25 protein-coding genes and 1 pseudogene are annotated in these 17,859 nt (G+C 63.4%); 10 read left to right on the top strand and 16 right to left on the bottom strand.

Annotated elements, in window-relative coordinates; all coding sequences use genetic code 11:
- The 9 genes and pseudogenes from Q0Y42_RS07525 to ruvC all read right to left on the bottom strand — a co-directional run.
- Positions 1–291: pseudogene (locus Q0Y42_RS07525) on the bottom strand (hypothetical protein); the annotation flags it as partial.
- A 6-nt stretch (positions 292–297) separates the two neighbouring features.
- Positions 298–750, bottom strand: a complete 453-nt coding sequence (locus Q0Y42_RS07520) for a biopolymer transporter ExbD (protein ID WP_297801891.1) — start codon at positions 748–750, stop codon at positions 298–300.
- Between the two features lie 9 nt (positions 751–759).
- Positions 760–1,509: a protein TolQ gene (gene tolQ / locus Q0Y42_RS07515; RefSeq protein ID WP_297801889.1), complete on the bottom strand. Its 750-nt coding sequence runs from the start codon at positions 1,507–1,509 to the stop codon at positions 760–762.
- Positions 1,510–1,672: 163 nt separating this feature from the next.
- Positions 1,673–2,131: a tol-pal system-associated acyl-CoA thioesterase gene (gene ybgC / locus Q0Y42_RS07510; protein ID WP_297801887.1), complete on the bottom strand. Its 459-nt coding sequence runs from the start codon at positions 2,129–2,131 to the stop codon at positions 1,673–1,675.
- 42 nt (positions 2,132–2,173) lie between these two features.
- Entirely contained in the window at positions 2,174–2,473 is a 300-nt protein-coding gene (locus tag Q0Y42_RS07505) for an addiction module antidote protein (RefSeq protein WP_297801885.1), read from the bottom strand.
- 4 nt (positions 2,474–2,477) lie between these two features.
- The gene (locus Q0Y42_RS07500) at positions 2,478–2,771 is read right to left on the bottom strand and encodes a type II toxin-antitoxin system RelE/ParE family toxin (RefSeq protein ID WP_297801884.1); all 294 of its coding nucleotides are present in this window, start codon (positions 2,769–2,771) and stop codon (positions 2,478–2,480) included.
- Between the two features lie 64 nt (positions 2,772–2,835).
- Positions 2,836–3,864 carry a Holliday junction branch migration DNA helicase RuvB gene (gene ruvB, locus Q0Y42_RS07495; protein WP_297801883.1) on the bottom strand — a complete coding sequence of 343 codons (1,029 nt, stop codon included), beginning with the start codon at positions 3,862–3,864 and terminating at the stop codon, positions 2,836–2,838.
- Complete coding sequence (gene ruvA, locus Q0Y42_RS07490) at positions 3,861–4,478, bottom strand: Holliday junction branch migration protein RuvA (RefSeq protein WP_297801881.1); 618 nt, start codon at positions 4,476–4,478, stop codon at positions 3,861–3,863. Before ruvA ends, ruvB begins: the two co-directional genes overlap by 4 nt.
- On the bottom strand, positions 4,475–4,993 hold the full coding sequence (gene ruvC, locus Q0Y42_RS07485; protein ID WP_297801879.1) for a crossover junction endodeoxyribonuclease RuvC: 519 nt from the start codon (positions 4,991–4,993) through the stop codon (positions 4,475–4,477). The genes ruvA and ruvC overlap by 4 nt, the downstream gene beginning before the upstream one ends.
- Positions 4,994–5,165: 172 nt before the next feature.
- Between ruvC and Q0Y42_RS07480 the strand changes: the two genes are divergently transcribed.
- Both Q0Y42_RS07480 and Q0Y42_RS07475 read left to right on the top strand, forming a co-directional pair.
- Complete coding sequence (locus Q0Y42_RS07480) at positions 5,166–6,389, top strand: MFS transporter (RefSeq protein WP_297801877.1); 1,224 nt, start codon at positions 5,166–5,168, stop codon at positions 6,387–6,389.
- Positions 6,386–6,547 (top strand): hypothetical protein, encoded by a 162-nt coding sequence (locus Q0Y42_RS07475; protein ID WP_297801875.1) that lies wholly within the window; start codon positions 6,386–6,388, stop codon positions 6,545–6,547. Before Q0Y42_RS07480 ends, Q0Y42_RS07475 begins: the two co-directional genes overlap by 4 nt.
- Here Q0Y42_RS07475 and Q0Y42_RS07470 read toward each other — a convergent pair whose 3' ends face one another.
- Both Q0Y42_RS07470 and Q0Y42_RS07465 read right to left on the bottom strand, forming a co-directional pair.
- Positions 6,548–7,240, bottom strand: a complete 693-nt coding sequence (locus Q0Y42_RS07470; RefSeq protein ID WP_297801873.1) for an MgtC/SapB family protein — start codon at positions 7,238–7,240, stop codon at positions 6,548–6,550.
- A 130-nt stretch (positions 7,241–7,370) separates the two neighbouring features.
- Complete coding sequence (locus Q0Y42_RS07465) at positions 7,371–8,144, bottom strand: YebC/PmpR family DNA-binding transcriptional regulator (RefSeq protein ID WP_297801871.1); 774 nt, start codon at positions 8,142–8,144, stop codon at positions 7,371–7,373.
- 133 nt (positions 8,145–8,277) lie between these two features.
- Here Q0Y42_RS07465 and Q0Y42_RS07460 point away from each other — a divergent pair, with 133 nt between their 5' ends.
- A complete protein-coding gene (locus Q0Y42_RS07460; RefSeq protein ID WP_297801869.1) occupies positions 8,278–8,484 on the top strand; it encodes a hypothetical protein in 207 nt (68 codons plus the stop codon).
- A 45-nt stretch (positions 8,485–8,529) separates the two neighbouring features.
- On the opposite strand, the gene Q0Y42_RS07455 is transcribed toward Q0Y42_RS07460, so the two are convergent.
- A complete protein-coding gene (locus tag Q0Y42_RS07455) occupies positions 8,530–8,961 on the bottom strand; it encodes a thioesterase family protein (protein WP_297801867.1) in 432 nt (143 codons plus the stop codon).
- An 86-nt stretch (positions 8,962–9,047) separates the two neighbouring features.
- On the opposite strand from Q0Y42_RS07455, the gene Q0Y42_RS07450 reads away from it, so the two are divergent.
- Entirely contained in the window at positions 9,048–10,178 is a 1,131-nt protein-coding gene (locus tag Q0Y42_RS07450) for a zinc-dependent alcohol dehydrogenase family protein (RefSeq protein ID WP_297801865.1), read from the top strand.
- Here the strand turns inward: Q0Y42_RS07450 and Q0Y42_RS07445 are convergent.
- Entirely contained in the window at positions 10,175–11,020 is an 846-nt protein-coding gene (locus tag Q0Y42_RS07445) for a ribokinase (protein ID WP_297801863.1), read from the bottom strand. The genes Q0Y42_RS07450 and Q0Y42_RS07445 overlap by 4 nt on opposite strands.
- On the bottom strand, positions 11,017–11,961 hold the full coding sequence (locus tag Q0Y42_RS07440) for a nucleoside hydrolase (RefSeq protein ID WP_297801861.1): 945 nt from the start codon (positions 11,959–11,961) through the stop codon (positions 11,017–11,019). Before Q0Y42_RS07440 ends, Q0Y42_RS07445 begins: the two co-directional genes overlap by 4 nt.
- 338 nt (positions 11,962–12,299) lie before the next feature.
- Between Q0Y42_RS07440 and Q0Y42_RS07435 the strand changes: the two genes are divergently transcribed.
- The 4 genes from Q0Y42_RS07435 (at position 12,300) to Q0Y42_RS07420 (ending at position 15,472) form a co-directional block, all read left to right on the top strand.
- Positions 12,300–12,866 (top strand): GNAT family protein, encoded by a 567-nt coding sequence (locus tag Q0Y42_RS07435; protein WP_297801859.1) that lies wholly within the window; start codon positions 12,300–12,302, stop codon positions 12,864–12,866.
- A 73-nt stretch (positions 12,867–12,939) separates the two neighbouring features.
- A complete protein-coding gene (locus Q0Y42_RS07430; protein ID WP_297801857.1) occupies positions 12,940–13,632 on the top strand; it encodes a DsbA family oxidoreductase in 693 nt (230 codons plus the stop codon).
- 41 nt (positions 13,633–13,673) lie between these two features.
- The gene (ubiA, locus tag Q0Y42_RS07425) at positions 13,674–14,627 is read left to right on the top strand and encodes a 4-hydroxybenzoate octaprenyltransferase (protein ID WP_297801855.1); all 954 of its coding nucleotides are present in this window, start codon (positions 13,674–13,676) and stop codon (positions 14,625–14,627) included.
- Positions 14,628–14,650: 23 nt separating this feature from the next.
- Positions 14,651–15,472 (top strand): DUF3298 and DUF4163 domain-containing protein, encoded by an 822-nt coding sequence (locus tag Q0Y42_RS07420; RefSeq protein WP_297801854.1) that lies wholly within the window; start codon positions 14,651–14,653, stop codon positions 15,470–15,472.
- 62 nt (positions 15,473–15,534) lie between these two features.
- Here the strand turns inward: Q0Y42_RS07420 and Q0Y42_RS07415 are convergent, their stop codons facing one another.
- Both Q0Y42_RS07415 and Q0Y42_RS07410 read right to left on the bottom strand, forming a co-directional pair.
- A complete protein-coding gene (locus Q0Y42_RS07415; RefSeq protein WP_297801852.1) occupies positions 15,535–15,732 on the bottom strand; it encodes a helix-turn-helix transcriptional regulator in 198 nt (65 codons plus the stop codon).
- Positions 15,729–16,127, bottom strand: coding sequence for a hypothetical protein (locus Q0Y42_RS07410; protein WP_297801850.1), 399 nt, complete (start codon positions 16,125–16,127; stop codon positions 15,729–15,731). Before Q0Y42_RS07410 ends, Q0Y42_RS07415 begins: the two co-directional genes overlap by 4 nt.
- Before the next feature lie 151 nt (positions 16,128–16,278).
- Between Q0Y42_RS07410 and Q0Y42_RS07405 the strand changes: the two genes are divergently transcribed.
- Entirely contained in the window at positions 16,279–16,932 is a 654-nt protein-coding gene (locus Q0Y42_RS07405; RefSeq protein WP_297801848.1) for a methyltransferase, read from the top strand.
- A gap of 75 nt (positions 16,933–17,007) precedes the next feature.
- Complete coding sequence (locus Q0Y42_RS07400) at positions 17,008–17,859, top strand: neutral zinc metallopeptidase (protein ID WP_297801846.1); 852 nt, start codon at positions 17,008–17,010, stop codon at positions 17,857–17,859.

Genomic DNA, 17,859 nt, shown 5'->3' with positions numbered 1-17,859 from the left:
CGTCGGCTCCGGCTTGGGCGGGGTCGGCGTCGGCTCGGGCGGCGGGGGCGAAGGCTCAGCGGCCTGCGGCAGGTCCTGCGGCGAGGTCGATCCGTCCTCGGGGCTGTGGTCCGGCTGCGGATTGTCTGCCGGTGCCGCTTCAATCACGACATCGGACACAATGCTGACCGGCACCGAATTGACCAGCGGCAAGGGCTCGGCCTTGCGGTTGCTCAGCGTCAGAAGGCTGAGCAGCACAACGCCGGCGTGAAGCGCCAGCGATCCGATCAGGGCGGGGGACGGCCTACGCATCCAGCCTTAGGCTCCTGCCGCCTCTGCGGTGTCTGTGATCAGGTTCAGCTTGGTGAAGCCGGTCGCCGACAGGCGGGCCATGACGCGGGCCACGGCCTGATAGGGGGCACGGCCATCGGCGCGGATGAAGATCTGCTTTTCGCGCGCGTTCTCGCCCGCTTCCTCGCCGACGCGGACCGGAAGCTGTTCCCAGCTGACCTCGGATTCGCCGACATAGATCGAGCCGTCATCCTTGATGGAGACAGACACCGGCTTGTCGTTCACCTCGACGGCGCTGGCCTCGGTCTTGGGCAGTTCCACCGGAACGCCGACCGTGATCAGCGGTGCCGACACCATGAAGATGATCAGCAGCACAAGCATCACGTCCACCAGCGGCGTGACGTTGATCTCGCTCAGCGGGCGCTTGCGGGCGCGGCGACGGCCGCGACCGCCTCCTCCGCCCGATCCTCCTGCGGCCATACCCATGGCTTAGTGGCCCCGACGGATGTTCAGGTCCGAAGACGGAACAGGCGGCGGCGGCGGGGTGGCCGGACCGGCCAGACGGCGGGCCAGCGCAGCGGACAGGTCGTCGGCAAAGGTTTCGAGACGGCCCGTAAACTTGCCAGCCGTCACCGAAAAGGCATTGAAGGCCATATAGGCCGGAATGGCGGCGGCCAGACCGATGGCCGTGGCGAACAGGGCCTCGGCGATGGCCGGAGCCACGGTCGTCAGATTGGTGTTACCGGCGGCGGCGATGCGGTCAAAGGCATTCATGATGCCCCAGACGGTGCCGAACAGGCCGATGAAGGGCGAGGCGGTGGCGACCACCGACAGAACGCCCAGACCGTTTTCGATCTTTTGCGTCTCGCGCGAGATCACCGAGTCCATCGCGCGGTCGATGCGGTTCAGCAGGGCCTGACCCTGTGCATCGGTCAACGGACCACGCTGGCGGGCCTCTTTCCAGTCCTGCAGGGTAATCTGCAGCATGCGCGGCAGAGGATCGGCCGGATGCGGGCCTGCGGCAGCGGCGGCCTCTTCCAGCGAGCGCGTCTCGATCAGTTGTTCGAACTCATTGGCGCGCTTGAACATGGCGCTGAAGCGGAAGGCCTTGTCGAGGATCACCGCCCACGACCAGAGCGAGGCAATCGCCAGCCCGATCATGATCACCTTCACCACCCAGTCGGCGGACATGAAGAGTTCGATGGGGTTCAACAGCGAGGCGTCGACAGGGGGAGCCATTCAATGATCCTTGGTCGCTTCCGGAAATCCTGTACCTTTGAGAGACGCAACAGATGGCGAATTCAAGGCAATATCGGCGATCTAGCCAACCATAACGCACACGTCACCCCATAAGGCTCTGACATAAGCGTTATCGGCTTATTTCTTAACGGAATTTAACGGTTTAGGACGCGTCGGACGGTCCCGACAGCCACGGCTCGACCTTTTGCATCAAAAGCTTGCTTGGGCGACGCGGACGACCATCCATGTGGATGCAGGCGGCGACCACATCGGCCTTGGCCAGAACCTCGCCGTCACGCTCGATCGTCTGTTTGATCAACATGCGAACGCCCTTCACCACCTCATAGCGGGTGCGCACGATCAGGGCGTCGTCGATCTTGGCCGGCCGGACGTATTTGATGTTCAACTCGCTGACGACAAAGGCCAGCGGATCATCGCTTTCCAGCAGGTCGGTATGGCCAATCCCCGCCGCCCGCAGGAAGTCCGACCGCCCGCGCTCGAAATAGCGGACATAGTTAGCGTGATAGACCACGCCCGTAAAATCGGTGTCCTCGTAATAGACACGCACAGGCAGCAGGTGATCCTTAGCCTCGAAACGGCCAGCGGTGGGGAGATCGGTCATACCCCTGACTTCGCGCTTATTTGAGGGCGAAGCAAGCGCAGCCTAGGCAGCGGCCTTGATCTCAAAGCTCAATCCCGCAGCCTTCATCAGCTTGAGGATGGTGTCGAACGAAGGGTTCCCCTCAGCCGACAGCGCCTTGTATGCGCCCTGACGGCTGATACCTGCGGATGCCGCCGCTCCGCTTATCCGGTTATGCGCCTTGAGCGCGTCTGCCAACGCCGCACGAAACAGGCGGGTGTCACCCTCGCCATCATCCAGCGCAGCTTGCAGATAGTCGGCGATATCCTCAGGCGTTCGTAGATGCTCGGAAACATCAAAAGCCTTAGTTGCGATATCGGACATGGCGTCAAACCTCAGTAGATAAAGCGATGGCCGTCTTGATGTCCTGCGTTTGGGAGCTTTTGTCTCCGCCACACAGAAGAATGATGACCTCGCTTCCACGCCGCACGAAATACAATCGATAGCCCGGCCCAAAGTGAATGCGGGTCTCGCTGACGCCAGCCCCGACAGGTTTCACGTCCCCAAGATTGCCCAAGGACATCTTGCGGATGGCGAACAGAACTTTGGAGCGTGCCTTGCGATCACGCAGGTCATCGAGCCACTGATCAAACCGAACTGTGCTTCGTACTTCAAACGCCATCCAGCATACCCCTGTTTGCCAGACTGTCAACTATAGATGACAGGTGTCGATTCTTGTACGCGCCCTACTTCCCAAACAGATCCGGCGAACTGGGCGTAGGCGGCGGCGCTGACAGGCCCAGATGTTCATACGCGCGCGCACACGCCATACGGCCGCGGGGAGTGCGCATGATGAAGCCCTGTTGCAGCAGATAGGGTTCGATCACGTCCTCGACGGCGTCGCGGGCTTCGGCGATGGCGGCGGCGAGGGTGTCCATGCCGACGGGACCGCCGCCATAGTTTTCGATCAGGGCCTTGAGGAAGCGGCGGTCATTGCTGTCCAGACCCGCTTCATCGACTTCCAAACGGGCCAGCGACTGCGCGGCCACCAGACGATTGATGAGCGGAGCGCCCGCCGCATCGGCGAAGTCGCGCACGCGGCGCAGCAGACGGCCCGCGATACGCGGCGTCCCGCGCGAGCGCGAAGCGATCTCGAACGCGCCCTCGGCGTCGATCTCCGCGCCCATTTTGCGGGCGGTGCCGCGCACCACCATGGTCAGTTCTTCTGGGCTGTAGAACTCCAGCCGCAGGGGGATACCGAAACGGTCGCGCAAGGGCGTGGCCAGCAGGCCCGCGCGGGTCGTCGCCCCCACCAGCGTGAACGGGGCCAGATCGATCCGCACCGAGCGGGCGGAGGGTCCCTCGCCGATGATCAGGTCCAGCACATGGTCTTCCATCGCGGGATAGAGGACTTCCTCGACCTGAGGCGACATGCGGTGGATTTCGTCGATGAACAGCACATCGCGCGGTTCGAGATTGGTCAGGATGGCCGCGAGGTCGCCCGGCTTACCCAGAATGGGACCGGAGGTGGCGCGGAAACCCACGCCCAGCTCACGCGCCACGATCTGCGCCAGCGTCGTCTTGCCCAGCCCCGGAGGCCCGAACAGCAGGACGTGGTCCATCGCCTCTTGGCGCTTTTTCGCGGCCTCGATGAAGATCGACAGATTGTCCTTGGCCTTGGGTTGGCCGACGAACTCCGACAGGGTTTGCGGACGAAGGGCGCGGTCGAATGCCTCGCCCGCCATGGCCTCGCCGCTCAGGATACGCTCGCTCATTTACCCAGTTCCTGAAGCGCGGCGCGGATGATGGCGGACAGGCCCGCCTCCTCGCCCTTGGCTTCCAGCGCGACCTCGACGGCGCGGCGGGCGTTGACCTCGGCAATGCCCAGACCCAGCAGCGCGGCCACGGCCTCGCCCGCAATCGAGGGCACCGGCGCGGCGGCAATCTCGGTATGAACGCCCGCAGCGGTCGGGGTGAAGGTGGTATCGCCCAGCGGCTTGCCCTTCAGCTCCGTCACGATACGCAGCGCCAGTTTCGGCCCCACGCCATTGGCACGGGCCACGGCGGCCTTGTCCTCACGCGCCACGGCATTGGCCAGATCGGACGGCGGCAGCACATCGAGAACCGCCAGCGCTGCCTTGGGGCCGACGCCCTGAATGGCCAGAAGGGTCGTAAACGCCTTGCGCTCGTCTCGGCTGAAGAAGCCGTAAAGGCGCGGGCCTTGGTCCTCGGACCATTGCGAATGGATATAGACGGTGGCCTCGGCATTGGGGGCCAGACGCGACAGGGTGCGCGATCCGCAGGTGGCGACATAGCCGACCCCGCCGCAGTCGATGATGCAGTGGTCCAGCTCGACCTCGGCAACAATGCCTTTCAAACGACCGATCACGCGGCACCTTTAACTAGAGATTCCAACAGCGCACGCTTGCGAAGCTGTGCGTGGGTGATGGCGACGGCCAGGGCATCGGCGGCGTCGGCCTTGGCCCCCTTGGAAGTCGGCAACAGGCGCGCCACCATATAGGCGATCTGGGTCTTGTCGGCGTGACCGGCACCGACCACGACCTTTTTGATCAGGTTGGCGGGGTATTCCCCCACCGACAGGCCATAGGTGGCAGCCCCGAGGATAACGGCCCCGCGCGCCTGACCCAGTTTCAGGGTCGAGGCGGGATTGACGTTGACGAACACCTCTTCGACCGCCGCCTCGTCGACCTGATAATCGTGGCAGATGGCGTGGATGCCGTTCATCAGCGCCAGCAACCGCTCCGAAAACGGCAGGGTATCGTCAGGCGCGATCACGCCATGCGCGATCCAACGCAAACGCGAGCCTTCGGCTGCGATCACGCCCCAGCCGGTCTTGCGTAGGCCGGGGTCGATCCCGACGATTCTGATGGTTTCGTTCGTCATCTGTTCACGTCATGCCCCAAAGATAGTTAGCAGACAATGACCGGATGCCGCTTTTCCCCTTGCATGACCTCGCCAAGGTTGGCCTACCAGAGATTGCGGAAGCCACGCCCGATGTGACGCAGCCGCACAGCTTTTACAGCGTGACGGCGCACAGCCGAAGTAAGGGTACCGCATGACATCCTCCCCCGCTCCGGTCCTGTCACGGCAAGCCTGGATCATGATCGCCGCCAGCGCCGCCATCGTCACTCTGGCCATGGGCGTGCGCCAGTCGTTCGGGCTCTATCTGACGCCGATGGTTATGGATCTGGGGATCAGCCGCCAGACCTTCGGCTTTGTGCTGGCCCTGCAGAACCTGTTGTTCGGGGCGGTCCAGCCCTTTGTCGGGGCCTATGCCGACAAGCATGGCGCGGGGCGCGTGCTGTTGATCGGTACCGCCATGTATGCGGCAGGCATGGTGATCACCGCCTATGCCACCAATGCCTTGGGGATCGGTATCGGCTTCGGCGCGCTGGTGGGCATGGCCATGTCGGGCTGCACCTTTGTTGTGACCATGGGTGCGGTCGGCAAGATCGTGCCCCCGCACAAACGCACCCTCGCGTTTGGCATCATCACCGCGGGCGGCTCGCTGGGCCAGTTCTTCGTCGTGCCGCTGGCACAGGCGCTGATTGACGCCATCGGCTGGCAGAACAGTTTGACGGCGCTAGCAGCCATGCTGCTGCTGATCGTGCCGCTGGCCTTTGGGTTGATGACGCGGCGCGGTGCCGTTGCCGCTTCCCGCCCCGAAGGTCTGCCGCTGGGTCAGGCCCTGAAACAGGCCTTTGCCGACCACAGCTGGTGGCTGCTGTTCGGTGGCTATTTCGTCTGCGGTTTCCATGTCGCCTTCGTGGGTATCCACTTCCCCGCCTACATCACCGATCAAGGCCTGCCTGCCAGTGTCGGCGCCACGGGGCTGGCGCTGATCGGCCTGTTCAACATCCTCGGCTCGTGGATGTGGGGTGCATGGGGCGGGAAATACTCCAAAAAGCATCTGCTGGCCGTGCTCTATGCCCTGCGTGGCGTGGCCATCATCGTGTTTCTGATGGTGCCGCTGACCTCGGCCAGCGCACTGGTGTTCACGGCGGCATTTGGCTTTCTGTGGCTGGGCACTGTGCCACTGACCAATGGATTGGTGGCCCAGATCTATGGCCTGCGGAACCTGTCGGCCCTGACGGGTCTGGTCTTCTTTGGACACCAGATCGGGGCGTTTCTGGGTGCATGGCTGGCAGGGCTGATCTTTGATGCGACCGGCTCGTACCAACTGGTGTGGTATATTGCGATTGCGCTAGGCTTCATCGCCGCCGTGGCCAACCTGCCTATCCGCCAGACCCCGCCCGCACCACAGCCCGCCCACGCATGACGCCAGAACCGCAAAAGCCAGAACCGCAAAAGCCCGAACGCCTGATCCCCGCCCTGCTCGGCGCGGGAGCCATCGCGCTGGTGCTGGGCGGTCTGGCCCTGTGGCAGCGTCAGGGCCTGATCATCTGGGTCGAGCGGGCCATCGCCTTTTGCACCTGATCAATCGTCGTGGGGCGATATCTCGAAGCCAGTGACACCCGGTTCGTTTGAAAGATCGCTGGCGATCTGGGTCAAACGGCTGCGGTCATTGATGCGGAAACGCCAGCAGCGGACCTCGTGCGCGCCGTCGGCACTCAGGGCATAGCGGCCCGAGCGAAGGCCCGCCTTGGGAACCGACAGAATGGATTGCACACGCTCTGCCGCCTGCCGGTCGCCACGCTTCCATTCGACCCTGATCTCGGCGGTCACGCGCGATGGCACCAGTGAGCTAATCAGCTTTAGGCCCACAAGGATCACCGCCGTCACGATTGCGCCGGTGATGGCCACCACGGGCAACCCCGCCCCGAACAGCATGCCGATGGCCGCCGTCATCCATAGCGAGGCCGCCGTGGTCAGTCCGTGGATGGAGAAGCCCTGCCGGACGATCACGCCTGCGCACAGGAAGCCTATGCCCGTCAGTATGCCGTGCGCCATACGCGTCGGGTCGGTCATGATGTTGTCGGCGGGGATGTTGTCGAACGCCCAGATCGGCTGGTGCAGGGCCGCCAGCATCAACAGGCACGACGACAGGCTGACCAAAATATGGGTGCGGAACCCCGCCGGACGGCCACGCCATTCGCGCTCCAGCCCGATCAGTCCGCCCGCGACTACGGCCCCCGCAATGGGCCAGACCAGTTCGTACCAAGGCAGCATCCAGCGTCTCCTGTCCTGTGCAGTACACAGACAGAAAACACCCGAACCAATGTCGCTTTCCCTAACCGGACAAAGAAAAAGGGCGTCGCCCTGACGGCGCCGCCCTTTCCCAGCCCCAACCTCGAAAAGATCAGCCTGCGTATTTCGCGGCGTCTTCTTCCGAGATGTCTTCGTTGGAATAGACTTGCTGGACATCGTCCTCGGCGTCCAGTGCATCCAGCAGCTTAAACAGGGTTCCGACCTGTTCACCGGAGATTTGGATCTCCGACTGTGGCTTCCAGACAATAGCCGTGGACTTCGGGTCACCCAGAACCTTGGACATGTTCTCGGCGACTTCGTTCAGGTCCTCGAAGGCGGTCCAGATGGTGTGGCCCGGAGCGTCTTCGTAGATGTCCGGCTTCACCAGATCGCTTTCGACGTCCATGGCACCGGCCTCGATGGCGGCTTCCATGACGGCGTCCTCGGTACCGGCTTCGGCCGGATAGGTGATCTTGCCGACGCGGTCCCACATGAAGGTGACCGAACCGGCTTCACCCAGTGCGCCGCCGTTCTTGGAGAAGGCGGTACGCACGTTCGAGGCGGCGCGGTTGCGGTTGTCGGTCAGGCATTCGACCACGATCTGGACGCCGCCGGGGCCACGGCCCTCGTAGCGGACTTCTTCCATCGCATCGACTTCGCCGCCCGATGCCTTCTTGATGGCGCGTTCGATGTTTTCCTTCGGCATCGACTCGGCCTTGGCGTTGTTCACGGCAAGACGCAGTCGCGGGTTCATCGACGGGTCGGGCATGCCCGACTTGGCCGCAACGGTGATTTCACGCGACAGACGCGAGAAAAGCTTGGCGCGGAGCTTATCGGCGCGCCCCTTGCGGTGCATGATATTTTTGAATTTTGAGTGGCCGGCCATGGTGTCGCTTGCCCGAAATCGAATATGCTAAGGGGCGCCCTTTACCGGATAGGGCTTTCTCTGTCACCACAGGGAACCGCTCTATCGCGCCACAGGTTTTCAAAAAGGCGCACTTTATGTTTGGAGGACGATCATGGTCGCAGTTGACGACACCTATCTGGACGACGCCTACGATGAAGGTCTGAGCGATCCGAAAGCCACCGAGATCGTCGAGCGCTACGCCCGTCGTCCGGTTACGGTTTCGACCGCTGCTGCGACCGGTTCGGTTGTGGGTGCCTTTGCTCTGGGCGCACTGACCGCCGTGGGCATCATGGCACTGATGCGCAATACGCGCGACTGATCGCGCTGGCTGTTGACCGGGGGTCCTTGCGCCCCCGGACACAGATCAAGTCAGGGTCTGCAGATAGGCTTTCAGGGCCGCAGACATGGCTTGGGGCCTGCGATCCTCGCGGCCCACAAAGACGTGGACAAAGAAGCCCTCGGCAATGGCCTGATCCTCGTCATTCCTGAACAGGCCGACCTCATAGCGCACACTGCTGTTGCCCAGATGGCCCACGCGCACGCCCGCATGGATGGTGTCAGGATAGTGGGCCGAGGCGTGATAACGACAGCCGGATTCTACCACCACGCCGATCTGGGTCGATGCCTCTACGTCCAGCACGCCCGCCTCGATCAGCAGCTGGTTCACCGCCGTATCGATAAAGCCGTAATAGGCGACATTGTTGATGTGGCCGTAAACATCATTGTCGGCCCAGCGCGTCGTCAGGGCGACGAACTGGCGATAGTCGGCGCGGTTTGCGGGCTTTTCGCGTGACATAACCCCGATCTCCCTCTTGGCGGTCCCCGATAGTCAGCCTAGCGTGGCGCAGAGCCGTCGCTTTGACCATGGGGGAATAGACAAGCATGCCCATTACCGCCCGCGCCGCCGTGCTGGACCGCATGGACCACGCCACCCCCTATGCCGACAGCCAGCCGCTGAAGATCCGCGAGGTCACGCTGGATGATCCCAAGGCGGGCGAGGTTCTGGTGCGTATCCGCGCGGCGGGGCTGTGCCATTCGGACCTGTCGGTCATCAACGGTGATCGCCCGCGCCCCATGCCGATGGCGCTGGGTCACGAAGCGGCGGGTGTGATCGAGGCCTTGGGGCCGGATGTGACCGATCTTGAGGTCGGCGACCATGTGGTGATGGTGTTCATGCCATCGTGCGGGCATTGCAATCCGTGCGCGGAGGGTCGCCCTGCCTTGTGCGAGCCGGGGGCTGTCGCCAATGGCGAGGGACGTTTGCTGAGCGGTCGCCGCGCTTTTGTGTGCGAGGACGGCGAGACGCTGAACCACCATCTGGGCTGTTCGGCCTTTGCCACCCATGCGGTCGTGTCGCGCCGCTCGGTCGTGAAGATCGACAAGGATTTGCCATTCGAGCACGCCGCCCTGTTCGGCTGTGCAGTGCTGACGGGCGTGGGGGCCGTGGTGAACACCGCCCAGATCAAGGCCGGACAGTCTGCCGTGGTTATCGGCCTCGGCGGTGTGGGTCTGGCGGCAATGCTGGGGGCTCTGGCCTCGGGGGCCAGTCCGGTTGTGGCGGTCGATCTGAACCCCGACAAGCTGGCGCTGGCGGAAAGCTTCGGCGTCCAAACCGTCAATGGCGCGGATGCCGACGCCATCGAACAGGTGCGCGCCCTGACCAATGGCGGGGCGGACTTTGCCTTTGAAATGGCCGGATCGGCGCGGGCGCTCGACAGCGCATGGCGGATGACTCGGCGCGGCGGCACCACGGTCACGGCGGGCCTGCCGCCGCCCCATGCCGCACTGGAGGTCAACATCGTCTCGCTGGTCGCCGAGGAGCGGACGCTGAAAGGCTCCTATATCGGGGCCTGCGTGCCCAGCCGCGACATCCCCCGCTTCATCCGCCTGTTCAAGGACGGACGTCTGCCGGTGGATCGCCTGCTGTCGGGCACGCTGACACTGGACCAGATCAATCCGGCCTTTGACGCCCTGGCAGACGGCATGGCCGTGCGCCAGATCATCAAGCTTTAGGCGTCCAGCAGAGCCTCGACCTCTTCTCTCGAGGCCAGCGAGGATTGCGCGCCCGCGCGGGTGCAGGCGACAGCGCCTGCGGCACAGGCAAACTCCAGCACCTGTTGCGGCTCCATGCCTTCCAGAAGGGCGACGGTGATGGCTCCGACAAAGGCGTCACCGGCACCGACGGCGTCGATAGCCTTGACCTGCGGCGGGGTAGCCCAGGCCATTTCCACGCCGCGCTGGTACATGGCCGCGCCGCGCGCGCCCTTGGTGATGACCACGCGACCACCGCCGTGGTGCAGGGCATCGCCATAGAAGGCCGCTTCGGTCTCGTTGACGACAATCAGGTCGGCACGGCGCAGCAGCGCATCCGACACTGGAGCGGCGGGGGCGAGGTTGGCACAGACGAACTCGGTCGCACGGCCCACGGCTGCCTCGACCGTGGCGATTGGCAGTTCCAGCTGAACAATCAGCGGGGTTTCGATACGGGCCGGAAGCTGTTCGGGCTGGACATTGTGGTTGGCCCCCGCCGCGACGGTAATCTGGTTCTCGCCCTCGGCATCGACCGAGATCAGGGCGACGCCCGTCGGCTCGTCCGGATCGGTGACCACACCGTTCAGGTCCACGCCGTTGGCGTCCAGCAGGGCGGTGGCCGGAAGCGCCATCTCGTCATCGCCCACGCGACCGATCATGCACACCTCGGCCCCCAGCTTGCGGGCGGCCAACGCCTGATTGGCACCCTTGCCGCCCGGATGGCGGGCCAGCGTCGCGCCCGTCACCGTCTCGCCTGCCTTGGGCAGGCTGGCGCAGGTGGCGACATAGTCGAGGTTGATCGAACCGACGACAGTGATCCTCATTTCGGCTCTCCGGCACGGGCCAGCAGCTGGCCGATCAAATAAAACACCTCGCGGTCGCGCACGCCCTTGGCCCACAGGTGGCGGGTGTCCTCCGGCTTCACGCGGAACTCGACCGCGGTGTGGCCGCGGGTCAGGTCGCTGTCGCACTCCACGCGGATATTGGCGGGGACGACATCGAACAGTTCCGGTGCCAGCACATAGGCGACCGTACAGGGATCATGCAGCGGGGCCGAATGCCAGCCGACAATCTCGCGCTCGATGCGCTGGGAAAAGCGCAACATGGCGGCCACGGTGCGGGCCGGATCGTTGTCGATGGCTTCGATGGTCTGGATGCGCTCTTCGCTGACGCGGACCTGATGGGTCGCGTCCAGTCCCAGCATGACCACCTTGGCAGGGCTGCTCAGCACTTCGTGTGCGGCGTCGGGGTCGGCCCAGATGTTGAACTCGGCGCTGGCGGTGATGTTGCCGCCTTCACTGCGCGCGCCGCCCATGGCCACGACCTGTTTCAGGCGGGTGGCCAGCGACGGTTCCTTGCGAAGGGCCAGCGCCAGATTGGTCATCGGCCCCATCATGATCAGGGTCACCTCGCCCTCGGGGCGTTCCATGACCAGACGGATCAGGGCATCGGCGGCATGCTCGGCCTCGACGCCCTTGCGGGCTTCAAAAGGCGATAGGTCACCCAGACCCTCGGCCCCGTGGAACTCTCCGGCACCGGCAGGGTCGCGGCGCAGCGGACGGTCCGCGCCCGCAAATACCGGCACATCCTCGCGTCCGGCGATCTGGCGCAGGATGCAGGCGTTACGGGCTGTCGCGGCAGCCGGCACATTGCCGCCCACCGTCGTCACCGCCAGCAGCTCGATCTGGTCGGCCGCAAAGGCCATCTGAAGTCCCGTGGCGTCATCCACCCCGGGGTCGCAGTCAATAATAAGGGTCGTCTTCACAATCCCTCACTGCTCTGGCTTGGCGGACAACGCAACCCATAGCTGAAGCCATTTCGACCAATGCCGGAAGGCTGTCGTAAAAAACTAAAATTTCTATGCGCTGAGCTGCGGGAACCTAACCGCCATGACGCAGTTCTTTACATCGGAACAGCGCGGATTTCCCCCACCCCCCAATCCGCGCTTTCCCGGCGGCCCGGTCAACACGCCCCCCGACTGAGAAACCGGGCCGCCCCCCATTTCATTACATTTCAATATTTTACGTCTGAGGCAGTGATTTCGGCTTGCCTGCGGCAATCTATGTGTTGCGTCAGGCTGCGCCCTGACAGACTCTAGATGCCATGTCTCCCGTATCCGTCCGCGACCCGATTATTGAAACCGAACGTTTGATCCTGAGACCGTTCGAACCCGAAGATTTTGCCGCCTATTGTGCCTATCACGTGCGCGGTGACGTCTATCGTTACCTGTACGCCGCCCCGCCGGACCGGGAGACGCTTCAACGCCAGTACACCTCGGTGATCCGTCCCGTCTTTGTGCAGCAGGGCGACGTGTTCAAACTGGCCGTCATTGCCAAGGACGGCGACTATCTGGTTGGCGAGGTGCTGCTGAAATTTGCCAATGAACAGGCACTTCAGGGCGAGGTCGGCTATATCTTCGATCCCACCTATGCCGGTCACGGCTTTGCCACCGAGGCCACGCGTGCCATCATCACCTATGGCTTCCAGCAGTTCGGCCTGCACCGCATTTTCGCCCGTCTGGATACCGGCAACACCGGCTCTATCGGCGTGGTCGAGCGGCTGAAGCTGCGGCGCGAGGCGCACTTCGTCCAGAACGAGCGTTTCAGCGGCATCTGGGGCAGCGAGTATGTCTATGCCATCCTCGAACACGAATGGGCGTCAATGAAATAGACAGCGGCCCTTGCAGACCAAGGTCGAGTCTCCATATGGAATGCAACACCAGCTGTTCCAGAAGGCAGATTCCATGGCCGAGACCGCACCCCTGAAGATCGATTTCGTTTCCGACGTGATGTGCCCGTGGTGCGTCATCGGGCTGGGCGGTCTCAACAAGGCGCTGGAGGAACTGAAGCCGGAAGGCATTCAGGCCAACCTGACCTGCCAGCCGTTCGAACTGAACCCCGACATGGCTCCCGAAGGCGAGAATATTGTCGAGCATATCGGCCGCAAATACGGATCGACGCCCGAACAGTCCGCCGCCAACCGCGAAATGATCCGCCAGCGCGCCGCCGAGGTCGGGTTCGATATGCGGATGGGCGAGAACTCGCGCATCTGGAACACCTTTGATGCCCACCGCCTGCTGCACTGGGCGCATGAAGTCGCACCCGAACGTCAGGAAGCCCTGAAGAAGGCACTGTTCACCGCCCACTTTACCGATGGCCTCAATGTCTCGGATGCGGGTGTCCTCACCCAGACGGCCGAAAAGGCCGGCTTTGACCGCGCCGAGGCGGCAGAGGTTCTGGCATCGGGCCGTTATGCCCGCGAGGTCCGTGATGCAGAACAGCTTTGGCGTTCGCGCGGCATCTCCTCGGTGCCTGCCATCGTGATCAATGACCAGTATCTGATCTCGGGCGGCCAGCCTGCGGAAGTGTTCGCTTCGGCCCTTCGCCAGATCGCCGCCGAGAGCGCCAAACAGGCTCCGTCTTCGCCTGCGGCATAAGATAAGGTTGTCGATCGGCCAATCGGGGTTAAAGACAGGGTATGACGACTGCCCCCCTGCCCGATGCGACCGCCGATAACTGGGTCGACCGCCATGCCCCGCAAAAGCTGAAGCCGTGGCTGAAGCTGGGGCGGTTTGACCGTCCCATCGGCACCTGGCTGCTGCTGCTGCCCGGCTGGCAAGGTATTGCGCTGGCCCTGATCCAGAACGGCAAGGGCTTTGGCTGGTACGAGGCGTGGCTGGTGCTCGGCTTTGCACTCGGCTCGGCGCTGATGCGCGGGGCTGGCTGTGCGGTCAACGATATCGTGGACCGCGACTTTGACGCGCAGGTCGCCCGCACCGCCTCGCGCCCCATCCCGTCAGGCCAGATCAGCGCCAAACAGGCCGCTGCCTTTGTGGTCGGCATCTCTCTGGTCAGCTTCTGCATCCTGCTGACGATGAATCTGCTGGCGATCGGTCTGGGCTTCCTCAGCCTGTTCCTTGTCGCCGCCTATCCGTTCATGAAGCGGATTACGTGGTGGCCGCAGGCGTGGCTGGGCCTGACCTTCAACTGGGGCGCACTGCTGGGTTTTGCGGCTGCGAGCTATGGCGTGGCGCTGGGCACGGATGGCTCACTGGGTCTGTCCGCTGCGCTACTCTATATCGGTGGCCTGTTCTGGACGCTGGGTTATGACACCATCTACGCCCTGCAGGACATCGAGGACGATGCCATGGCGGGCGTGAAGTCCTCGGCCCGCCGCCTTGGCTCCAAGGTGCGTGAGGGTGTGGCGGTCTTTTATGTGCTGGCGGTTCTGCTGGCCGGTGCCGCAGGATGGGTGGCCGATGTGGGGCCGCTGTTCTGGGCCTTCCTTGCGCTCTACGCTGCCCATTTTGTGTGGCAGGTGGTGAAACTTGACCCCGCAAATCCGGTTCTGGCGCTCAAACTTTTCAAGTCCAACCGCGAGGCCGGTTTGATCCTTCTGGCCGCTATCGCGTTTAGTTGGATTGGATTCTGATCACTGAGTAAGTGGACATCTGCATGAATACCTCGCCTACCCTCCGCCTCGCCCTTCTCGGGACTGCCGTTGCCCTGAGCCTTGCCGCCTGCAACCGCGACCCCAAGCCCGCAGAGGGCCAACAGGCCGAGGCCAGCGCCGCTGCCGAGGGTCCGCTGAGCTATGAGTCCGCCACGCCCTACGCCAAGGTCAAACTGACCCTGCCGGAAGCGGTAAAGGCGTTTCCGGAGCTCTATCAAAAGCTCTATTCCGAAGAAGTCGGCAAGCTGAAGGACTATACCGAAGGGGCCCAGTCCGACCGCAGCGAGTTCGGCAGCGCAGACCTGCCGCCGTATGAGAAACAGATCATCTACAGCAACCCTGTAGAGACGGACCGTCTGTTCAGCATGCTGCGCACCGACTTTGACTATTCGGGCGGCGCGCACCCCAACACCTATGCGACCGGACTTCTGTGGGACAAGACGTCCAAAAAATTCCTGACCGCCGCCGACCTGTTCGCCGCCGATGCGGACAAGGCCGCGCTGGGCCGCACCCTGTGCGATGCCGTCAACCAGGCCAAGAAGGGCCGCGAAGGTGCCATTCCGCTGGGTGGCAGCGACGGCATGTGGACCTGCCCCGACCTGAAGAAGGTGCCGGTCGTGCTGGCCGCCAGCGATGCGGCGGGCAAGGCCTCGGGCATTACCTTCCTGCTCAATGCCTATGACGTCGGCCCCTATGTCGAGGGTGCCTATTACCTGACCATTCCCTTTGCCACCCTGGGCAAGGGGCTGAACCCCGTCTTCGCGGCCGATTTCGGCGGCACCGGAAAGACGGGGGACGTCACCAACGCCCTGTCGCCGGAATAATCAGGGCTGCAGAACCGATCGATCAGAGCGTTCAGGCGCTCTGGTTGATTAAGGTCGCCAGCCTAAACGTGGGGATTTTCGAAGACCTCTTCGACCGGCTTTCCGAACAGGGCCGCGATCCTGTAGGCGAGGTCCAGAGACGGGTTGTGCTTGCCGTTTTCCAGTGCGATCACGGCCTGTCTGGACACGCCCAACTGCTCCCCGAGTTGTTCCTGAGTCCAGCCGCGTTCGACGCGCAATAGCTTGAGCCGATTGTTCATTGGGCGAACCTCTCGACGCACGAAACCACGCCGAACAGCCCCCACATGATGCAATAGGCCGCCCACGCCGCAGGCCCTTCGACACCAGCGAAGGTTTCAAGGAAGCCCCAGACGGTGAAGATGGCCAAGGTGCCCATGCTGGCAATGATCAGGCGACGGGCGGTCAGGGCCTTCAGGAACTCGTCGGCCTTACGCAGATAGTTCAGGGTCACGCCGATCTGCCCCACGATGGCGAGGCCCGGCACAAGCGCCAGTGTGATCAGCGCTGCGCCATGCACAGAGCCACTGCGCACAGCCAGAGAGGCGGCCACAATACCCGCCACATAAAGCCCCATGGTCAGCATGGTGCCACGCGCATAGCTGCGGCCATTGGGTGTTGCGTCACGTCCGTTCATGGATCATCTCCTCTTATGTAAGGTCAACCTGACATTGGCGATATGTCATGTCAACCTTACATTTTGTAAGGCCCGCATTACGTCTTGCCTTTCCTTGCGCGCACGCCCAGTTTGCCGCCGTTTTCCGTCTTGCCATTCCGGTCGCAAACCCTTGTCGCGCATCAAGAACCCCACCGAATTCATCCTCGGCAACACCCGCCTTCAGCCCGTCTCGCACACGCCGGAAATCCAGCTGTGGCTGGCCGACGAGATCACGCCCATCTGGCGTCTGACCGAGGAAGAGCTGGATGAAATGGGTGTGCCGCCACCCTTCTGGGCCTTTGCATGGGCGGGCGGTCAGGCGTTGGCGCGCTGGCTGCTGGACCACCCGGAAGAATGTGCGGGCAAGACCGTTGTCGATCTGGCGACCGGATCGGGCCTTGTGGCCGTGGCGGCCATGAAGACGGGGGCAGCCTCGGTTCTGGCCGCCGACATCGATCCCTTCTGCGAGGCGGCCGTCGCCCTCAATGCCAAGGCCAATGGCGTCGAGATCGCCTTTACCGACACCAATCTGCTGAACAGCCCGCCCCCACAGGTGGACGTCATCTGTGCCGGAGACGTTTTCTACGAAAAGCCCATGGCCGAAGCGGTGCTGGAATGGCTGCTGGCGGCCAGAAAAAACGGCACGCGCGTGCTGGTTGGCGATCCGGGACGAAACTATTTCCCCAAATCGGGCCTTACCTTCCTCAGTGAGTATACGGTGCCGACCACGCGCGAGCTGGAAGACCGGGAGGTCAAACGCTCAAGGGTCTGGTCACTGGATTGATCTATGCAAGGCTTTGCTTGGCGAACGCAGGTGTCCTGCCTTACGCTATGGCAAAGACAGGGAAGGACTGGGCCAATGGAATGGCGAGGCGGACGTCGCGGTGGCGGCATTGAGGATCGTCGCGGAATGGGCGGCGGAGCCGTGGCGGGCGGCGGCATCGGGGCGCTGATCATTGCCGGGCTGCTCTATTTCTTCTTCGATGTTGACCCACAGACGACCCAGCAGGTCGCCGGACAGCTGGGCGGTCTGGGTCAGGCCGGATCGCAGGAAGGCCGTCGCGGCACGCCCGAGGATGATGCCGGACAGTTCGTCGACGTGATCGGCACCAATCTGAATGATGTGTGGTCGCAAAAGCTGGACGGCTATCGTCCGCCGGTGACCGTTCTGTACGAACAGGGCACCCAGACCGGCTGTGGCTATGGTCAAGCCGCCATGGGCCCCTTCTATTGTCCCGCCGACCAGAAGGTCTACATCGACCTCAGCTTCTGGCAGGAGCTTCAGCGCATGGGCGGATCGGGGGGCGACTTTGCCAAGGCCTATGTCATCGCCCATGAATACGGACACCACGTCCAGCGTCTGGTCGGGGCTACCGAACAGGTCCAGCGGGCGCAGCAGAACGCCCGCACCCTGGCCGAGGGCAACCGCTATTCGGTCGCGCTGGAACTGCAGGCCGACTGTTTCGCAGGCATGTGGGCCCGTAATGCCAGCGCCGTCTCCGGTGGTGCAGTCAGCGTGACCGACAGCGATCTGGCCGAGGGCATGAAGACCGCAGCCGCCATTGGCGATGATGCTATCCAGAGCCGTGGCGGCGGTCGCGTCTCGCCTGAAAGCTTCACCCACGGCTCGTCCGAAGAGCGGATGCAGTGGCTGCGTCGCGGCTATCAGACCGGCGATCCCAACGCCTGTAATACGTTCGAGAACCTGTAA

This window comes from uncultured Brevundimonas sp. (assembly GCF_947305955.1).
GTDB lineage: Bacteria > Pseudomonadota > Alphaproteobacteria > Caulobacterales > Caulobacteraceae > Brevundimonas.
The sequence above is the reverse complement of the archived record's forward strand: the minus strand, read 5'-3'. Positions and strand labels throughout refer to the sequence as shown.